Annotated in this window: 13 protein-coding genes; 4 read left to right on the top strand and 9 right to left on the bottom strand. The window is 67.6% G+C overall.

The genetic code is table 11. From position 1 onward, the window contains the following. Window positions 1-4 precede the first annotated feature (4 nt). The 3 genes from ACWC2T_RS17995 (at window position 5) to ACWC2T_RS17985 (ending at window position 1,734) form a co-directional block, all read left to right on the top strand. Entirely contained in the window at window positions 5-496 is a 492-nt protein-coding gene (locus ACWC2T_RS17995) for a SitI3 family protein (protein WP_450671300.1), read from the top strand. A gap of 7 nt (window positions 497-503) precedes the next feature. Then, a complete protein-coding gene (locus tag ACWC2T_RS17990; protein ID WP_450671299.1) occupies window positions 504-878 on the top strand; it encodes a DUF6086 family protein in 375 nt (124 codons plus the stop codon). Window positions 879-1,215: 337 nt separating this feature from the next. Then, window positions 1,216-1,734, top strand: a complete 519-nt coding sequence (locus ACWC2T_RS17985) for a hypothetical protein (RefSeq protein ID WP_450671298.1) — start codon at window positions 1,216-1,218, stop codon at window positions 1,732-1,734. Window positions 1,735-2,163: 429 nt separating this feature from the next. Here ACWC2T_RS17985 and ACWC2T_RS17980 read toward each other — a convergent pair whose 3' ends face one another. The 7 genes from ACWC2T_RS17980 to ACWC2T_RS17950 all read right to left on the bottom strand — a co-directional run bounded on the left by ACWC2T_RS17980 (window position 2,164) and on the right by ACWC2T_RS17950 (window position 8,557). Next, complete coding sequence (locus ACWC2T_RS17980; RefSeq protein WP_450671297.1) at window positions 2,164-2,862, bottom strand: hypothetical protein; 699 nt, start codon at window positions 2,860-2,862, stop codon at window positions 2,164-2,166. Beyond that, on the bottom strand, window positions 2,859-3,386 hold the full coding sequence (locus ACWC2T_RS17975) for a hypothetical protein (RefSeq protein WP_450671296.1): 528 nt from the start codon (window positions 3,384-3,386) through the stop codon (window positions 2,859-2,861). The genes ACWC2T_RS17980 and ACWC2T_RS17975 overlap by 4 nt, the downstream gene beginning before the upstream one ends. Window positions 3,387-4,191: 805 nt before the next feature. Next, window positions 4,192-5,583 carry a putative T7SS-secreted protein gene (locus ACWC2T_RS17970; protein WP_450671295.1) on the bottom strand — a complete coding sequence of 464 codons (1,392 nt, stop codon included), beginning with the start codon at window positions 5,581-5,583 and terminating at the stop codon, window positions 4,192-4,194. Between the two features lie 4 nt (window positions 5,584-5,587). After that, window positions 5,588-5,899, bottom strand: coding sequence for a hypothetical protein (locus ACWC2T_RS17965; RefSeq protein WP_450671294.1), 312 nt, complete (start codon window positions 5,897-5,899; stop codon window positions 5,588-5,590). A 39-nt stretch (window positions 5,900-5,938) separates the two neighbouring features. Then, window positions 5,939-7,009, bottom strand: coding sequence for a hypothetical protein (locus ACWC2T_RS17960; RefSeq protein ID WP_450671293.1), 1,071 nt, complete (start codon window positions 7,007-7,009; stop codon window positions 5,939-5,941). After that, window positions 7,006-7,641, bottom strand: coding sequence for a hypothetical protein (locus ACWC2T_RS17955; RefSeq protein ID WP_450671292.1), 636 nt, complete (start codon window positions 7,639-7,641; stop codon window positions 7,006-7,008). The genes ACWC2T_RS17960 and ACWC2T_RS17955 overlap by 4 nt, the downstream gene beginning before the upstream one ends. Before the next feature lie 616 nt (window positions 7,642-8,257). Next, on the bottom strand, window positions 8,258-8,557 hold the full coding sequence (locus tag ACWC2T_RS17950; protein ID WP_450671291.1) for a WXG100 family type VII secretion target: 300 nt from the start codon (window positions 8,555-8,557) through the stop codon (window positions 8,258-8,260). Window positions 8,558-8,814: 257 nt separating this feature from the next. On the opposite strand from ACWC2T_RS17950, the gene ACWC2T_RS17945 reads away from it, so the two are divergent. Beyond that, window positions 8,815-13,404 (top strand): FtsK/SpoIIIE domain-containing protein, encoded by a 4,590-nt coding sequence (locus tag ACWC2T_RS17945; RefSeq protein WP_450671290.1) that lies wholly within the window; start codon window positions 8,815-8,817, stop codon window positions 13,402-13,404. Between the two features lie 362 nt (window positions 13,405-13,766). On the opposite strand, the gene ACWC2T_RS17940 is transcribed toward ACWC2T_RS17945, so the two are convergent. Together ACWC2T_RS17940 and ACWC2T_RS17935 are read right to left on the bottom strand one after the other, a co-directional pair. After that, window positions 13,767-15,923, bottom strand: a complete 2,157-nt coding sequence (locus tag ACWC2T_RS17940) for a protein kinase domain-containing protein (protein ID WP_450671357.1) — start codon at window positions 15,921-15,923, stop codon at window positions 13,767-13,769. A gap of 228 nt (window positions 15,924-16,151) precedes the next feature. Next, window positions 16,152-17,870 (bottom strand): serine/threonine-protein kinase, encoded by a 1,719-nt coding sequence (locus tag ACWC2T_RS17935; RefSeq protein ID WP_450671289.1) that lies wholly within the window; start codon window positions 17,868-17,870, stop codon window positions 16,152-16,154. Window positions 17,871-17,895: the final 25 nt, after the last annotated feature.

Here is a 17,895-nt window from a genome sequence, read left to right as displayed (position 1 = left end):
CTGCATGGCAATTGAATACGATCTCGATATTGCGACGCGATCGTCCGCGGCCGAGGTCGCAACATGTCTTGCCGAAATCGGCAGGCTACTAGATGTGTTCGACACGTCTGTCACGGGGGAACAGCTGGCAGACAAGGGTGTGTTCGGGTACACCCGGCGGGGAACCTGCGTCAGCGTGATTCAGCAACGGCAACCACACCCATGGCACCCCATCGTCGCCGGGCTCGGGTTCACTCCCACGGTCGGCGTGGGGTTCCGCATGGGCAAGGATACGGAAACCTCGGACCAGCAGGACGACATGATCCGGCTGGTTGCGCCCCTCTTGGAGCGGGTCGACGGTGATGCAGTGCTGCATTTCCAGTTCGAGGAGATCTGGCTGCTCCGCAAGAACGGCGAGCTGACTCTCAACGAGGCGGACGACCTCTGGCGGCCGCAGCGTCTGGCCCTCATGGCGCAGCCCTATCGCCGAGAAACCCATACCTTGGACCTGGATTGAGTCGGCAGTGAAGGTCAGATTCCACGCAAGCGACATGCCCGGTCGGGATATATGGCGTGCCAGCGCGGAAACCGCACGCACTTTCAAAGGCAACGCTGAGGTTCTCGCCGAGATTTTCGGCGTCGATTCGGGCGTCGGTGATCTAGTCAACGGTGAATGCGTCATCGACTTCGGCGACTTCAGCAAGTTGTCAGCCATAACCCTCGACCGCTTCAGCGCATCGGGGCAGGGAATCCTACGATCCCTGACCCTCGGCTTCATCGCCACGTCGTTGGTGCTCATCGACCGGTCCGGGCACACCGCTCCCGCAATGCCTGGACCGGACCAGGAACGGGCCTGGACGGCACTGCGTGACCAACATGCGCGGGCAATGCCCATCTGATGCACCACAACGCAACTAACCGACGCTGTCGTCGCAGCGATCACACGGGGTGTCCGTCAGACGAGTGCTCTCGGTGGCGACAGGAAGTGCGAAACGTGAACTCCGTGGCGACGCGAACTGGGGTGGTGACAACCTGGTGCCCTGCCGGGGGGGGAGAGGAATGGGAGGGACACCAACTAACTGACCGTTTCAAATAGATTGTCTTCATCGCGACGTGCCTGGCGCTCGTCGACCAGTCCGCTACGTCATCGAGGATGGCGCAGGAGGCCGTCACAGGGCCGGATGACACCGCCAAGCTGCTGGAACTCACGAGCCACGGCCGTGGAGAATGAAACAAGTGATGATTGTCCTGCCGGTTCTGCTGAATGAGTTGCTGAACGGCGTGGAAGGTGCTCGGGCAGCGACACTCGCCTTGGACATCGCCGAACACGCGGTCGACCTGCAAGCGGAGTCCCTGACGGCCAGAATGCGCGGCGCGTGCGTGGAGTACGTCGCCGCCGCCCGCGAGGCGATCGCGCTGGGACACGCGCACGACCGGCTTGTCCGGGCCTTCGAGTCCTTCTTCGACGTCGGCTGGGAAACGCCGGGCCATTCGGACGTCACGCATGTTCTGGAGTCCGCGGTGCTGTTCGCCTGCCAGGACATGCTGATCGAAGCCGGCGCGATGAACAAGGTCGCGCAGAGGAAACTCACCTGCCAATACATCGCACATGAGGGTCAGTCTGCCGTAGGCCGCCGGAGCGCGGCGCCCAGCGCAGAAGAGGCGAACCGTCGCACGGACCACGCCGCTCACTGGGAGGAGGCCCGCTGGCAACTGCTCCACGTCATCGCCACGGAGCCCAACCCTCACGCGTAATGCGCTAGTCGGAAAGGCTGCTCAGCTTGGGCGCGCCTTTGGCGATGATTGCGTCGTCTGCGCCCCGCTCGGCGAACGTCACTGAAGAACGCCTTGACATGTCTCCGGCCGCGCTCCGGAAGGGGCCGCCGTTACGGCACGTCGAGCGCTCGCGACGGGCCTACTCCACCTCCTCCACGACTCTCTCCCCGAAAAGCCAGCAGCTGCTGTTCCCAAAGGCTCCCGCGCACAGGCGCTCCTCACGGGTGATGTCGGCAGCGCGCCGGTATGTCATGTCGGGGTAGCCGCCGGGAGAGACGCGGATGTGTCCGCGGCGGTCGAATCCACACGCCCGCAGCACCTCGCGAAGCCGCCGTTCCTGATCACCAGCCGGAACTCGGCGGAGTTCTTGCTCCAGAACAGCACGCCGTCCTCCTTGCTCGCCTCGGATCACTGCTCCGGCACGTCGGTGAGGGCGATGCTTCGGGCGAAGACGTCGAGATCGGGAAGAGCGCCGTAGAGCTGGCCCAGTTCATTGGTGAAGGCGACGAGCCGGACGTCGGCGGGACGGGTCCTGGTGCGCCAGTAGTAGGTGAGAACGCCGACCAGGCCGTCCGGGTCTTCTGGATCATCCCTTTTCATCGGGACGAACGCCAGGCTGCGCAGTCCAGCGCCCAGGGAGTTGGTGACAAACTCCTCCTCGATCGAGCGCGTCCCGCCGGTCTTGTGGTGATGGAACGATCCGGCGTAATGCACTTCCGCCGAGGTGTCGTCGCGCACCGGTTCCCAGACGCCGAGGAAGACCGGTACCGGCGGCTTGCGCAGGTCGGGCCAGTACAGCAGGTGATAGTGGGCGTCCAGGAGGTCGAACAGCCGGGTGTAGACGTCCAGGATCTGGGCGGCAATCCGCTGGTGCAGGTCATCGCTGATCTTGCCACCGATGAGCTCCCGCTGCCGGACGACCAGGGCGGACGCCGTCTGCTCGGCGTACTCCGCCGCGTCCTTCCACTCCGTGCCCTCGAAGAGGGCCGGCAATGCGACCCATTCTGGTCCTGGATCGCCGGCTTCCAGCCCGTAGGGAGATGGCACATGCGGCCAGTCACCGGAGCCGGGCAGCAAGGACGGCATCGGCGAGGGGAGGTCAGTCATTGGGCACCCCGAGTGGTCTGAGCTGGTTGAGACGACGTGGCTTCGTCGGCCGACCGCCACCGGAAGGTGGTCATCACGGCGTCGAACAGATCGACAAGCAACAGGGACAGCTCACCGTTGACATCCTCGGCGCTGACGGTCGAGAAGGCGATGGTCAGCCATCGTGCCTCCCGCCCCGGTACCGGCACCTGGTAGTCGACGCGACGGGAGGGGAACTCAACGCCACGCTCCAGGTCGGCTTGTGCAGTCAGCTCCGTACGCAAAGCAGGCGCGCCGTCGAGGTCCACCACCTCTCGCCCCTCCTCTGAGCCTGCCAGGAGCAGGACTGTCTCCGCGGGGTCGGATTGATCCGCTCCGGCGAGACGAGTCTCGGACACCAGGATCGAGGCGGGGACAGATATGCCATGCATCAACTCGACCGGCAGGTAGAGGTCGAGTCCGTCGGCCTCACGGGCTTCCTCGATGCGCTGCCACAGCCGCGACTCAAGATCTCGCCTATAGGTGAACACCTCATCACGCGGCATCCCCTCAAAGGCATGGTCGAGTACGCGCTTGAGGGCTCGCTCGGTGGAGTGGCGAAGTGGGATCTGGCGCCACCCCGGAGGGAGGACGAGGCTGTACGAGATTGGGGGCACGGGTGCTCCCTGAGGTGCGTTCACCGTGCGGACCCCGATTTCCTCTGCTTCTGTCGGATTGCATTTTTCCGGGCCCGGCGGCGGGCAAGAGTGCCGTGCGTGAGTATCCCCAGAGAGGCGGCACATGCAGCGCAGCCTACCCAGCCAACATTCCCAAGGCCGCCGACCGGCGTGTGCGTACTGGCCACGGCCCAGTACGCACTGAAGGCCGTAAAAAGCCCACTGACCAGCCAGAAGTGCGGTGGCGGCGCGCTGTTGTCGAGCATCAGGGGCAGGGACCCGTCGAATACACCTTTGCGGGAGTTGCGCAGCAGGTAGCCGGCGAAGCCGTTCGCTGTCCGCGGGAGTGGCCCTGGCATGCGCCTGAGCAACTCCGGCGCATGCCAAAGGAGGGTGGCCGGGAGCACCAGGATCCAGCAGATGTCCCATCCGACGAGGGCCAGGATGCCGCTGTTTCGGCTGTGGCGATTGGCGTCAAGGAGCCACATACCGAGTGCCAACAGGCCGGCCCAGACCCAGAACCCAAGGAAACTGCAGGTCAGGAGGCTGTACCCGTACAAGCGGATGAGGGGCGGTAGGGGGCGTCCGCCCCCTGTTCTCGCCCTGTCCTGTTCGGCGGCGCGCCGAGCGAGCTCAGCCTCGATGGGGGACTGGGACGCGCTACTCAACTCTCGTCCTGCCACTCCGGCGATCCTCACCACGTTGATCCAGTCTCGTACGTTGCCCAGCTCTTGGCATCCGTCCAGAAGTTGCTCTGTCCGTAGTACGGGCCGACCATTCCGAACGCCTTGTCGAACGTGTCCACCGCTGTCCCCGCGTAGAACGCCCCCTGGCTCGCTCGGATCGACGCCGCTCCCTTCGCGATCGCTCCGGCGATCCGTGGCGAATCTGGGAACCGCGACGCCGCACTGCGGAGATATGCCTTCAAAGAGGCTGCCTCCGCTCCGCCGCCGGTAAGGTTCTTCAGGGCACTCAGCTTGGGCAGTTCCTGTCCGGCCAGTGCCTTCGCGTCCGCCAGTGCCCCCTTCTTCGCGGCCCACATGGCCTTCATACCGTCGCTCATCGTCTTCCGGGCCGCGTCGAACTCTTCGCTCCCACGCACCCCGGTCTTGAAGATGCGCCCGGCTTTGGACAGTTCCTCGAGGTTGTCCAGCTTGGCCGCATTCCACGCCATCTTCCCGAGTTTGATCGCCCCGGCGCCGCGCATGGCACTGCGCACCCCTGACTCCGCCGCCTCCATCCCCGGCGCGGCGAGCCGGCCCACTCCCATGGTGGCCAGCGCAAACACGTCCAGCCCCACGTCGATCCAGTTGCCCTGGCCCGACAGCGCCAGGGACGTATGCAGCAGCAGTGCCCCGATCGTCGCCCCCCACGCGATCGCGGCGATGATGTTCACGCCGGGGATGAACAACGCAATGATGGCGCAGGCGGTAGCCACCCAACACAGGACGTTCGCCAGGTCGTTCAACAGGCGTGAATGGTTGGCCACCCAGTTCTTGAACTTGTCCCAGCCCTTGTCGTGCAGCCCGTCCTTGCTGATCGCCCGATTGATCTTCCCCGCCCAGTGCTGGGCCCTCTCGTCACGGTGGCTGACGGCCTTGTCCAGCTTGCCCCGGGCTGCGCTCAGGTCGCCCTCGGCACGTGAGAGCGCGTGCTGCCTCGCCATCTCCGCCGTCCGCTCGGAGTCCGTCATCTTGCTCTCGGGCTTCTTGTGCTGCCCGTGCGGGGGTTGGTGGGCGTCCACGCGCGACTGCGCCTGCTTGGCGTCCGACAGCGCGGCATCGGCCTGCTTCTGGCACTCCTCGAGATCATCGGCCCAGTGATCGAGATAGCCGGAGACATGGCTGTAGCGGTGGTACGTCTTGCCGAGTCGACCCGCCAGCTCATCAGCCTTGCCACGCAATGCGGCGGCGTACTTGCCCTTGAGCGCGTCAGTGTCGCGGCCGATCGCCTGCAGCCGTTCCACCTGCTCACTGATCATCGTGGCCAGCTTGCCCAGGCGCGTCGACTCCCGGCGTATCTCCTCCACATCCCCCGGAAGGGGGTCCTGATCCGCGAGCGGGCTCCAGTCGACCGGACGTGCCATCGCGTTACTCCCCCGACCCCTTCTGACTCTTGCTCTTGCTCTTCGTCGACCGCTCCAACTTGTGGTCCAGGTCCTGGAATGCCTTGTGACAGTCGTCGATCAGCGTGCCCACGGTCTTGATGGAGTCCAGCAGTTGCTTACGGTGGTAGTCCCAGTTGTCCGCGAAGGCATCCATCGCGCCGGCGATCCGGCCGGATCCCCAGATGCCCTTCAGGTCCCGCTGGTGTTTGTCGGTGTGCTCGAACTCATACTGGATCTTCTTCAGGCTCCTGGCTGACTTCTTCAACAGGTCGTCGTTGACGATCAGATCGCTCATGGTTCCCCCGTGGACTCCTCAGTAGGCGTCGTTGGCCGCTCAGCGGTTGACGGCCTGGATCTCCTGCACCGTCATGGGCTGGGTGGTCTCGAAGGTGCCGTTTGGCAGGTTGCCCTTGGCACCGCCGGAACCCGTCCAGGAAATCTGCCAGGTGATGGACGCCTTCAACTGGTACGGCTGGCCGCTGCTGGCGCGCAGGTAGGTGATCCCGCACGGCGGGGTGTTGTTCGCTTGACCCGGGGCGTAGGGCGTACCGATGGAGCCGTCGCTGTCGATCGTGCAGTCACCAGAGGCAGGGAAGGTCTCGGCATCGCTCGTGCCCGGGTCCAGATGCAGGGCGACGGGTTTTGCCGTCGTCTCCGCCCACAGACCGGTGTTGGGCAGCGAAGCACGGACCTTCACTTCCTTGAAGGTGCCCCTGTCCAGCCATACCCAGGTGGGGAGATTCACCATGGACTTGTCCACGGGCTTCAGCTTCACCTTGGTGTCAGGAACGCGGATCTTGTCGTATGCGTACGCGGCGAGCACGGCTGGGGTAGGGGCGTTGGGGTCTTTGGGGACCGTGCCGGCATCCTGCCAGAACATGAGGCGGTCGCAGTCCCAAGCCTTGATGTCGTCCTCGTGACCAGGAGCTACGACGCTGCGCCAGAACATGCCGTCCTTGCCGAGGTTGTAGTTCTTGTAGCCGTCCGCAGCTGTGCCCTTCTCGTACTGGTTGACGAAGAGGTCGCTGTTCCAGAAGAGGTGGGCATTGACCGCCCCGAGCCCGCCAGTCTTCTTCAGGCGTGCAACGCCGTCCTTGAGCTGCGTCGGCGTCATGACAGGCTCGTACCAGCACACTGGTGGCTGCCAGTTGGGGTCGACCGTTGTCAGCTGCCCGGTAGGCGCCTGGGAGCTCCCTCCGCCGGAGTGCGTGACCACGATGCGCGACTGGGAGACGTTTGCCATCAGATCCTGGCCGCTGGCCGACCCGTCGGCCTGCTGCTTCGAACCGGCGCCCGAGTGCTCTGCGCCGTGCTTGCCCCATGCGAAGGCTGAATTCGGCGTAAGCAGACTGACCGCCAATGCTGCGGTAACCAGGCCCAGAGCCTGTCGGACGTGCTGCTTCACTTGCAGCCGCCCTGCGTGGTCGTGACCGCAGTGGTCTTCCAGACGCCGTCGCTCGTCTTACTGAGCTTGGTCTGATAGAGCACATACGCCTGATTTGCTGGCGTGTTCGTCACTTCGCCGGTCTTGAGGTCCTTTGTCGAACCCTTTCCCTCGTCCACACAGTAGAAAAGCGTGCCCGAGCCGTCCGGACTGATGCGGACCTGCGGGGCGAACACCCTTCCCTTGCCGATGAGTGTCAAGTGGTCGTCCACGAAACCCTTGATCCACTCCCGTCCGGTCGTCAGGGCAGTGCCCTCGTTGTAGAAGGTCACGTAGTCCGCCTTCGCGTTCTGCTCAATGATCGCGGCATACGTCCCCAGTAGGCGTTCCTTGCCGTCGTCCATAACGGCCTGCAACTTGGCATCGCCGTTCGTCCAACCGTCGAAGGCGACCTGGAAGCTCTTGGGGAGTGTGATCTCCGGCCGCTTGACATCGCCCGCTGCCGACATCGACGCAGAGGGGCTGCCGCCCCCAGTGTTCGCCCCCTTGATCTTGTCGGAGGACGAGCCGCCTCCTCCCGAGCTGCATGCGGTCAGCATCAGTGCCGCGGATGCGGTGAGCGCGGCCGTCACGAGCCGGGTGGGGCGATTCACTGTGGACTCCCGTTGAGGTGGGGGGTAGCTCAAGCAAACCAACGTTATCCGTGGGCTCATAAGCACACCAACCAGGTTCCCGTCGAGATCCTTTAAACTGCGAGGTTGAATCTGGCGATTTGAGCAAACTTGCCCTGCGCGCCGTGCGATCACTCGGCGTGCGGCAAGTGACCGAGCGCACGCCGGAGGATCGCCGTAGGCGATACTCCGGACGCCTTGCGATTGCCGACGCGCGTTTCACCGTCCAGCCACCACCATCCGCACTACCCCGAACAGTTCACCGGCTGGCTAGGCTAGAGGCACCTGAAGGCCTCGACTCTCGTCCCCGCCAACTCATAGTGCCCTCGGCCGCGCTCTGGAAGGCGGCCGCCGTATCGTTACGGCACATGTGGCCAGGAGAACAGCCGCCTACGGGCAGCTAGGAACAGTTCTTGTTCTTTCCGAAGCCAGGCAGTCAACAGCCGCGCCGCGGAGGCGGTGGGCACGGTCGTGAAGAGCCGGGCGGGCCTTCAGTCGTGGGCTCCGGGGTGGTGCCTGAGCTCTCGCGATCCGGGCAGTGCGGCCAGCCATTGAGACACGTAGCCACACCGCCCGTCATCGCTGCGGCAAGGATTTACTAACCCTTGGCACCCTTGGCCAGGTGGTCGTCCAGGTTCTCGTAGGCGTGCCGTGCGTCCGTAAGGTACTTGGACAGGCCGTGCAGGCCCTGGATGGTCTTCGCCGCGCCCTTGGTGAAGTCCTTGATGGATTCCTCGTAGGCGCCGGAGGCTTTCTGCGTGGTGAAGCCGTGAGCCACCAGGTTCTCGACTCCCCTCTCGATGCCCTTGAGCTGCTCCTCCATGTGGTTCATGGCCTTGATCAACTCGTTGGCCTGCTTGGTCATCTCGGAATAAGTAAGGGCGGTGTCCTTGCCCATGACGGCTCCCTCCCGTTGTGATACGCCGCAGGGCCTTCCCCCGTGGCTGCTGTCGCGCGGCCCCTGCCTGCGTGCCGCAGGAGCGTCCGCATGACGAAAGATCCTACGGCCAGGGCCGTTGAGCCCGCAGGGCAGTTGTGCGAGGGACTCGTGAACCAGTGGTCATCCCGTTGCGGCTCCGTCAACGGGGACAGCTAAGGTCACTCCCACTGTGTTCAGCGTTGCGGGGACGGTCTCAGCCCCCGAGGAGGACGAACGTGCGCCTGAGTCTGACCGTCGTCGACCCGCTCGTCGGTACCACCGCCGACGTGGTGCTCGACGCCGATCCGGAGTCGACCGTGGGCGACATCACCCGGGAACTGGCGCGGCATGTCGGAGCCGGCCAGGGCGCGGAGATCATCCCCATCGGTGGGCACCGGCACGGTGGCGGCGTGCCCCACTCGTTCGTCGACGGCCATCCCCTCGACCCGAGCGCGACCGTCGTGGGTTCGCCGCTACGGGACGGAGCCGTCGTCAGCCTGCACGATCCGGCGGGATGTGTGTTCGGCGAGCCCACCGGCGTGGTGGAGTTCCGTGTCGTCAGCGGGCCCGCGGCCGGTGCCGTGCACCGACTCGGTGTGGGGCGGTATGGCATCGGCAGTGGATCGGGCGCCCAGCTCCGTGTCGAGGACGGTGAACTGGCCGAGCTCGCCGCCACGTTGTCCATCGCCATCGACGGCACCTGCAAGGTCGTCGTCCATGACGGCAACACAGAGCGGGGCGGCACGGGCGTAAAGGAGGCCGCCGAAGGCCGCGGTGCCCGGCTCGACGGCGAGCCCCTCGACGGCGACACCTGGCCCCTTGGCGCCCAACTCTCCCTCGGCAACAGCCTCTTCGAGATCGCCGCCTACTCTCCCCCGGACGCGGCCCTGAAGTGGTCGGACGACGGCATAGGCCTCGACTACAACCGGCCCCCGCGACTGCGTCCGCCCGAGCGCCGGACCCGCTTCCGGCTGCCCTCGCCGCCCAGCGAATACGAGGCCCGTCCGCTGCCCTGGCTGATGGCGCTGCTCCCCCTGGTGGGTGCCGTCGTCTCGACGATGATGTTCGGGCGCTGGTACTACCTGATCATGGCGCTGATGAGCCCGCTCATGCTCCTCGGCAACCACTTCGTGGACAAGAAGCATGGGCGCAAGTCACATGCCAAGCAGGTCAAGGAGTACAAGGAACACAAGGAACGGATCGAGCAGGACGCCCAGGACGCGCTGCGCACCGAACGTCTCGACCGCCGCGCCGCCGTCCCCGATCCGGCTGCCGTGCTGGCCTTCGGCACCGGTCCCCGTACGCGCCTGTGGGAGCGGCGTCGCACCGATGCCGACCACCTGCTCATCCGGGTCGGCACCGGCCGGGTCCGCTCCGACGTCGTGCTCGACGACCCCGAGCAGGACGAGCACAGGCGCGAGGTCATCCGGCACATCGAGGACGCGCCGGTCGCGCTGCCACTGAAGGATCTCGGAGTCATCGGCATCGCCGGGCCGAACGACTCGGCGCAGGCGCTGGGACGGTGGGCGGTCGCACAGACCGCGGTGCTGCACAGCCCGATGGACGTGCAGTTCTACATCCTCACGGACAACGAGGCCCATGCCCGCTGGGACTGGGTGCGCTGGCTGCCGCACACTCGCCCCTCCGCCGGGCAGGACGTCAACACGCTCATCGGCACCGACTCGGAGACCGTCGGCGCCCGCATCGGCGAGCTGACCCAGCTGCTGGACGCCCGGAAGAAGGCCCTGCAGGAGTCCGGGAATCGCGGTGACGGGCCTGCATTCTCCGAGCCCGACATCGTCGTCGTATGGGACGGATCGCGGCGGTTGCGTTCGTTGCCCGGTGTCGTACGGCTGCTGCGCGAAGGTCCGGCCGTCGCCCTCTACGCCATCTGCCTGGACGAGGAGGAGCGGTTCCTGCCCGGAGAGTGTCAGGGGGTAGTCGTCGCCGAGCCATGGCGCACCGACGATCCCGCCTCTCCGGCCATGGCGTCCGTAGCGCAACCCCGGATCGGTGGCTTCCCTTCCTTCCAGGTCTGGCACCAGACGGCCGGGCAGGCATACGAGTCCACCGAACAGGACCTCCCGCTACGGCTGCGCGTCCAGCAGAGCGGTGCCGGCCGTATGACGGACGTACGGCCCGACTTCGTCTCCCCGGCCTGGTGCATCCGGCTGTCCCGCTCGCTGTCCCCGCTGCGCGACATCAGCGGAGAGGCCGAGGGCTCCGCACTGCCCTCCGCCAGCCGTCTGCTCGACGTGCTGCAGCTGGAGCCGCCGACCGCCGACGCGATCTCCGCGCGCTGGCGCATGGGCGGGCAGTCCACGATGGCCGTCATCGGTGAGTCGTACGACGGCCCGTTCGGCATCGACATCCGGCGCGACGGCCCGCACGGTCTCATCGCCGGTACGACCGGTTCCGGCAAGTCGGAGCTGCTGCAGACCATCGTGGCTGCGCTCGCCGTGGCCAACACCCCCGAGAACATGACGTTCGTCCTCGTCGACTACAAGGGTGGCTCGGCGTTCAAGGACTGTGTGAAGCTGCCGCACACCGTCGGTATGGTCACCGATCTCGACGCCCATCTCGTCGAGCGGGCCCTGGAGTCGCTGGGTGCCGAGCTGAAGAGGCGCGAGCACATCCTGGCCGCAGTCGGAACCAAGGACATCGAGGACTACCAGGATGTCCTGCGGCGGGACCCGTCCCATCCGCCCATGCCCCGCCTCCTCATCGTCATCGACGAGTTCGCGTCCATGGTCCGCGACCTGCCGGACTTCGTCACGGGCCTGGTCAACATCGCGCAGCGTGGCCGGTCCCTCGGGATTCATCTCCTGCTGGCCACACAGCGGCCCAGCGGTGTCGTCTCGCCCGAGATCCGCGCCAACACCAACCTTCGCATCGCCCTGCGTGTGACCGACACCGGTGAGTCGACAGACGTCATCGACGCGCCTGACGCCGGCCACATCAGCAAGAGCACCCCCGGACGCGCGTATGTCCGGCTGGGCCACGCCTCGCTCATCCCGTTCCAGTCGGGCCGGGTCGGCGGCCGTCGCCCGGGCGCCTCCGACCCGCAGACGCTCGCCCCGTGGGCCGGGCAGCTGGCCTGGCAGGACCTGGGGCGGCCCGCGCAGCAGAGGCCGAAGTCCGAGGCGCGCGAGGACGACGAGATCACCGACCTCAAGGTGCTGGTGGATGCCGTACGGGGCGCCAACCAGGCGCTGGCCATCCCGGCCCAGCACTCCCCGTGGCTGCCCGCCCTGGAGGAGACGCTGCTGCTGGACGACATCCCGGAGGTACGCGGCGCGGGTGCTCTGCCGGCCGCGCCGTACGGCGTGGCGGATCTTCCTGCCGACCAGGCTCGCCACCCGGTGACCGTCGACTTCGCCGGTTTCGGGCACCTGCTGATCGCCGGCGCCCCGCGCAGCGGCCGCTCGCAGGTGCTGCGCACCATCGCCGGTTCACTCGCGAGAACCCTGTCCTGCGCCGATGTCCATCTGTACGGCATCGACTGCGGCAACGGAGCCCTCAACGCGCTGACGCGGCTGCCGCACTGCGGCGCGGTGGTCAGCCGCAACCAATTGGAGCGCGTCGTCCGCCTCTTCACCCGTCTTTCCGGCGAACTCACACGACGACAGGACCTGTTCGCCGAGAAGGGTTACGCCGACATCGGCGAGCAGCGGGCCGCCGCGTCGGAAGGCGAGCGGCTTCCGCACATCGTGCTGCTGCTCGACCGCTGGGAAGGCTGGCTGCCCACGCTCGGCGAGTACAACCACGGCGAGCTCAGCGATCAGTTGATGGCAATGATGCGCGAGGGCGCGAGCGTCGGCATCCACATGGTGATCACCGGCGACCGGCAGCTGCTCTCCGGCCGGATCGCCTCACTGACCGAGGACAAGTACGGCCTGCGCCTCGCAGACCGCAGTGACTTCTCCATGCTGGACATCAACGCGCGCAAGGTGCCCGAGGAGATCCCACCCGGCCGCGCCTTCCGGGCCGAGACAGCCACGGAGACCCAGTTCGCGCTGCTCGCCGAGGACACCACCGGTCAGGGCCAGGCAGCCGCTCTGATCGCGATCGGCGACGCGGCGGCCGCTCGGGACGCCGGGGTGCCGCGCTCGCTGCGACCCTTCCGCGTCGACGTGCTGCCCAGCCGGATCTCCTTCGCGGACGCCTGGGCGATGCGCGACCCGGCGACCACCCCCTCCCCGTTGTGGGCGCTGGTCGGCGTCGGCGGTGACGAACTCACCGCCTTCGGCCCCGACCTCGCCCAGGGCGTCCCGGCGTTCGTGATCGGCGGACCCGCGAAGTCCGGACGCAGCACGGTGCTGCTGTCCATGGCGCGCTCCTGCCTCGAGCAGGGTGTGCGGCTGATCCTCGCCGCACCGCGCCCGTCTCCGCTGCGCGAACTGGCCGGCCGGGAGGGAGTGCTGCAAGTTTTCACGGGCCGTGACATCGATGAGGACGAACTGGAGGAGGCCATCGGGTCGGCCAGCCCCGAGCAGCCGATCGTCGTCCTGGTCGACGACGCGGAGGTACTGGACGACTGCGACGCCGAGGACGTCTTCAAACGGATCGTCGAACGGGGCGTCGAGGAGGGCCTTGCCGTGGTCATCGCCGGTGACGAGGAGGAGATCTGCGACGGCTTCTCCGGCTGGCAGGTCGACATGAAGAAAGCCCGACGCGGCATCCTGCTGTCCCCACAGGACACCTCCGCCGGCGAGCTGATCGGCATCCGCACGACGCGGAGCATGGTCGGCGGCCCCATCACTGCGGGCCGGGGCATGCTGCACCTGGGCAGCGGGACGCATGTGACGGTTACGACGCCGATGTGACGGCGGGAGAGCATCCAAGCCACGCGGGCGGGCCTTGGGCATCAGTGAAACCGGATTGCCTTCCACCGAACTGTCCAACGTGCAGCGCGTATTCGGGGCTGCAGCATGCCCAAGAGGCCGCCCAGGTGGCCGCCACGAGTAACCCCGTCCTCAGCTCTCCGCTCCAGTCAGGCGGGATGCGACGAACGGCGAGCGCGGAGGAGAGCCAACAGCCTCGACAGCCCCCGCGCACCGCACTCCAAAGTGAGTGGGGCCGTCGTCTCCTTGAGTATGACCGGGGCACAGGGTGCAACGGGGAGTAGCCGTAAGATCACCGCAGACCCGGGCGCGTTCACGGCGGTGTTCTGATTCCGCGGCCGACGTCAGACAGGGGGGAGACCGAAGACGTGCCCGGCGATGCAGGCGACGATGCACTTGCCGCCGTCGGCCAGTACCCAGACACCGTCGGTCGTCGATATCTGGCTGGTGCGGAAATTCCAGACGATCTCCCCTGTTCGGCGGTCCAGTGCGTAAACGCCGCTGGACTGGTCGTCGCTGGCGACGTACACCCCGGTTGCGGTCACCACAAGATCCATTGCGTTGGTGCCCCCATCAATGTTCCGCGACCAGATCTGCCGCGAGTCGGAGGCATCGAGAGCGCGTACGCCCCCGCCGTCACTGACGTACAGCACGCCGTCCTTGACCCATGGGCTGCTGAAAGCCCCGTCCGAGCTGTGGCTGAGTGCGGACCACTTCTTTCTGCCCGTGGCCAGGGTGTAGGCGACGACGTGCCAGCTGGCGACGAACACGGTGCCGCTGTCCACTGTGGGAAGGACGGCCCCCTCCTCAACAGACTCGGACCAGGCCAAGCGGCCGTCGGCAGTAGCGCGGACGCTCAACGTGTTGGTGGCGTCGTCGGTGTAGACGAGATAGCCGCCTGACAAAGTGCCCAGGGAGACGGTGACTGGTTTCTTCCCGTCGAGTGGCACGCGCCAGCGTTCGCGCCCGGTACCGATGTCGATGCTCAGCAGCACCGTACGACGCCTGCCGGGTCCCGGGTCGGGGCCGTCCGTGGTGGGGCTGCCGGACCCGAAGGCGTAGATGGCCTTGTCATCCGCGGCGACGAACGTGGCGATGGAGGCGAGGTTCGACGGCTTGGGCCACTGCCACGTCGGCTTGCCGGTGGCCGGGTCTACCTGGATGACATGTGACTTCCGGTCCAGGGCGACGAAGGCGCTGTCTGTCACGAGCATGGGCATCAGCCCGGTCGGGTGAGCGAAGGTGGCGGAGCTCGACCACTTGCGATGGCCCGTGCTCACGGCAAGGCCGACCGGTGGAACCTGCGGCAGGATCACCGTGCTTCCGGAGACGGCCACGAGCGAGTTCTTCGGGTCGCCGCCGGTGTACGCCCAGAGCGCCGGCGCCACACCGCCCGGGAACTGGGTACGCCGCGGAGTCGGTGTGCCGCTGCCCGTCGGGCTCGGCTTCGGCGTCGGTTTGCCGCCGGGCATCAGCGCGTAGGCGGCTCCGCCACCTGCCACGCCCACCGCCCCGACGATGGCCGCGCCCGCCAGGAACCGCCGCCGCGTCGGAGTTCCGCCGCCGGACCCGGTACCCACCAGGCCGCCCGAGGGGGGAACGACCTGCGTCGGCGTGTACGACGGCCCGGCCGCCGGAACGGGGGACGAGCCCTCCGGCGGCGTGTCCAGGTCGAGAATCCGAGCAGCGTGCTGGGCGATCGTGGAGGCCACCTGCGTCGGCAGCCAGGCACCGGCCACGAGCGAGAACCCCAGGTGCGCAACGCCGTCGGTGATCTGCTCGGGCGTCGGGCGCCGCGCCGGGTCCTTGACGAGACATGCGGCGATCAGTGCCCGCAGCGCCTCCGGAACTCCGGTCAAGTCCGCTTGCTCATGCACCACTTGGTAAAGCAGCGACGCCGCGGCACCCATCCCGAAGGGCAACTGCCCGGAGGCGGAGTACGCGAGGACGACGCCGAGCGAGAAGACGTCGCCCTCGGGCCCCACCACCTTCCCCATGGCCTGCTCCGGCGACATGAAACCGGGTGAACCCACCACGACTCCGGTGCTGGTGAGGCGCTCGCCGTCGATGGCCCGGGCGATACCGAAGTCGATCACGCGCGGGCCGTCCGCGGTCAGCAGAATGTTGGACGGCTTGAGATCCCGGTGCACCAACCCCGCTCCGTGGATGCCGCGCAGTGCCTCGGCCAACCCGCCGGCCAGCGCCCACACGCTCGCCTCCGGCAACGGACCATGCTGGGCGATCACGTCCTCCAGAGAGGGCCCGAGCACGTACGCCGTGGCCAGCCAGGGCAGTGGGCCTTCGGTGTCCGCGTCCACCACCGGAGCGGTGTACGGCCCGGAGACGGCCCGCGCCACCTCCACCTCATGCCGGAAACGCCGCCGGAACTCCCCGTCCTCGGCCAGGTCGGCCCGTACGACCTTGACCGCGACGGTACGCCCGCCTCCGCTGCGCGCGAGATAGACACGGCCCATCCCACCTGCCCCGAGTCGCCCGATCATCCGGTACGCCCCGAGCACGCGCGGATCTTCCGGCCGCAACGGCTCCACAACCGCCCCCTGTCTCAACCACCGGGCGCTCGGCACACGCCCGGATGACCATGGACTCGGCAGCTTAACCAACGCGTTCACTGGAGCATGCGGAGTCTTCGCGTACTGGTACCGCCATCACGAAAATGACGGAGTACCGGGTCACCGGGCTGTCGTTGGACGGGTTTTCAGCCAGCCCCCTCAGCCGACCTTCGACATCCGAGACACCGGATTCCCTTCCGCCGAACTGTCGGAGGTGTACTTCAGGTCGTCGCCGACCGGTGTCAACTCGATCCGGTGCGGGGACGGGTCGCAGCCTTTGTGGTTGTCCTTGGCGCCGGTCGAGGTGGCTACCAGCTTGGTGTCGGTGACTTGGTCCAGGGTGAGGATGTCGGTGCACACCCCGCCGAGCTGGTCGGTCTGGGTCAGCCGGCCCAACTCCTGGCCGATGCCCACCTGGTGGACGGTGAGGCGGAAGGTGCCGATGGGCAGGTTGCCGTCGAGGGCGGTGGCCTGGCCCTGCCAGGTGCCGAGGTAGCGGGAGGGTACGGGCGGGCCGGATGCGGTGCTGGGGGCCGGTGAGTGCGTTGTGCCTGTGCCGTGGCCACCCGCGTCGTTCTGGCCGCCTTCCAGCCATGGCCGCAGCAGTGCGCCCAGCCCCACGGTGGCCACAGCTAGCGCGCCGGCCACCGCCAGCGCCACCGTGCAGCTCACCCTGCGCCCCTGACCGCCCTCCCCCTGAGTGGCGGTGGCGGCCACGCTGACGCTGATCTTGCCGGGAGAGGGCGGTGTGTCCCGCTGTCCGGGTACGACGGGGGGTGCCGTGGGCGGTGCCGCGGGTGGTGCCATCAGCGGCGCCGGTCCGAACACGCCGGCCTCCGCTGCCGATTCCTCCGTCGCCGATCCATCCGTCGCCGATCCATCCGCCGTCGCTTCCTCCTCCGCCGCTTCCCCGGCGCCGGACTCTGCCGATCCGTTCACGGAAGGGCTGCTGAACGCCACCGGTCCCGAGCCCGCCGGCTCCCCCGTGTCCAGGTTGAGCAGCTGTACGGCGCTGCGGCTGACCTGTTCCACCAGGGGACCGGGGAGCCAGCCGCCGGTGACCAGGCGGGTGGCGCCCTCGGGGGCGAGGCGGTGGGCCAGCTCGGTGGGACTCGGGCGGGACAAAGGATCCTTGGCCAGACAGGCTGCTGCCGTCTCCCCCAAGTCCCCTTCCAGCGAGGCCAGTTCCGGTTCCTCGTGGACGACCTTGTAGAGCAGCGCGGCCGAGGTGTCGCCGCGGAAGGGTGGTTCGCCGGTGGCCGCGTGGACGAGGACCGCGCCGAGGGAGAAGACGTCGGCGGCGCCCGTGACGCCCTTGCCGAGGATCTGCTCGGGTGCCATGTAGCCCGGGGAGCCGATCGACACGCCGGTGGAGGTGAGGGACGCCGTACCGTCCATGGCGCGGGCGATGCCGAAGTCGATGAGGAGGGGGCCGTCCAGGGTCAGCAGGACGTTGGAGGGCTTGACGTCCCGGTGGACGAGGCCCAGGTCGTGCACGGCCGTCAGCGCTTCGGCGAGGCCCGCGCCCAGGGTCCGTACGGTGTGCGCGGGCAGCGGGCCGGTGTCGGTGACCGCCGCGGCGAGGGACGGGCCGGCCGCGTAGGCGGTGGCGACCCAGGGCACCCGGGCGTCCGGGTCAGCGTCCAGGACGGGTGCCGTCCAGGCGCCGCCGACCCGGCGGGCGGCCGCCACCTCGCGCCGGAAGCGGGCGCGGAACTCCTCGTCCAGCGCGAAGTGCGGGTGCACGATCTTCACGGCGACGGTACGGCCGCCCGCGCTGCGACCGAGGTAGACCCGGCCCATGCCACCGGAGCCGAGCCGGCCGAGCAGCCGGTAGGGCCCGACGGTGGCCGGCTCGTCCACGTCCAGCGGCTGCATGACGCGCTCCCCCCAACCCACATCC

The organism is Streptomyces sp. NPDC001393 (assembly GCF_053597455.1).
The sequence above is the reverse complement of the archived record's forward strand: the minus strand, read 5'-3'. Positions and strand labels throughout refer to the sequence as shown.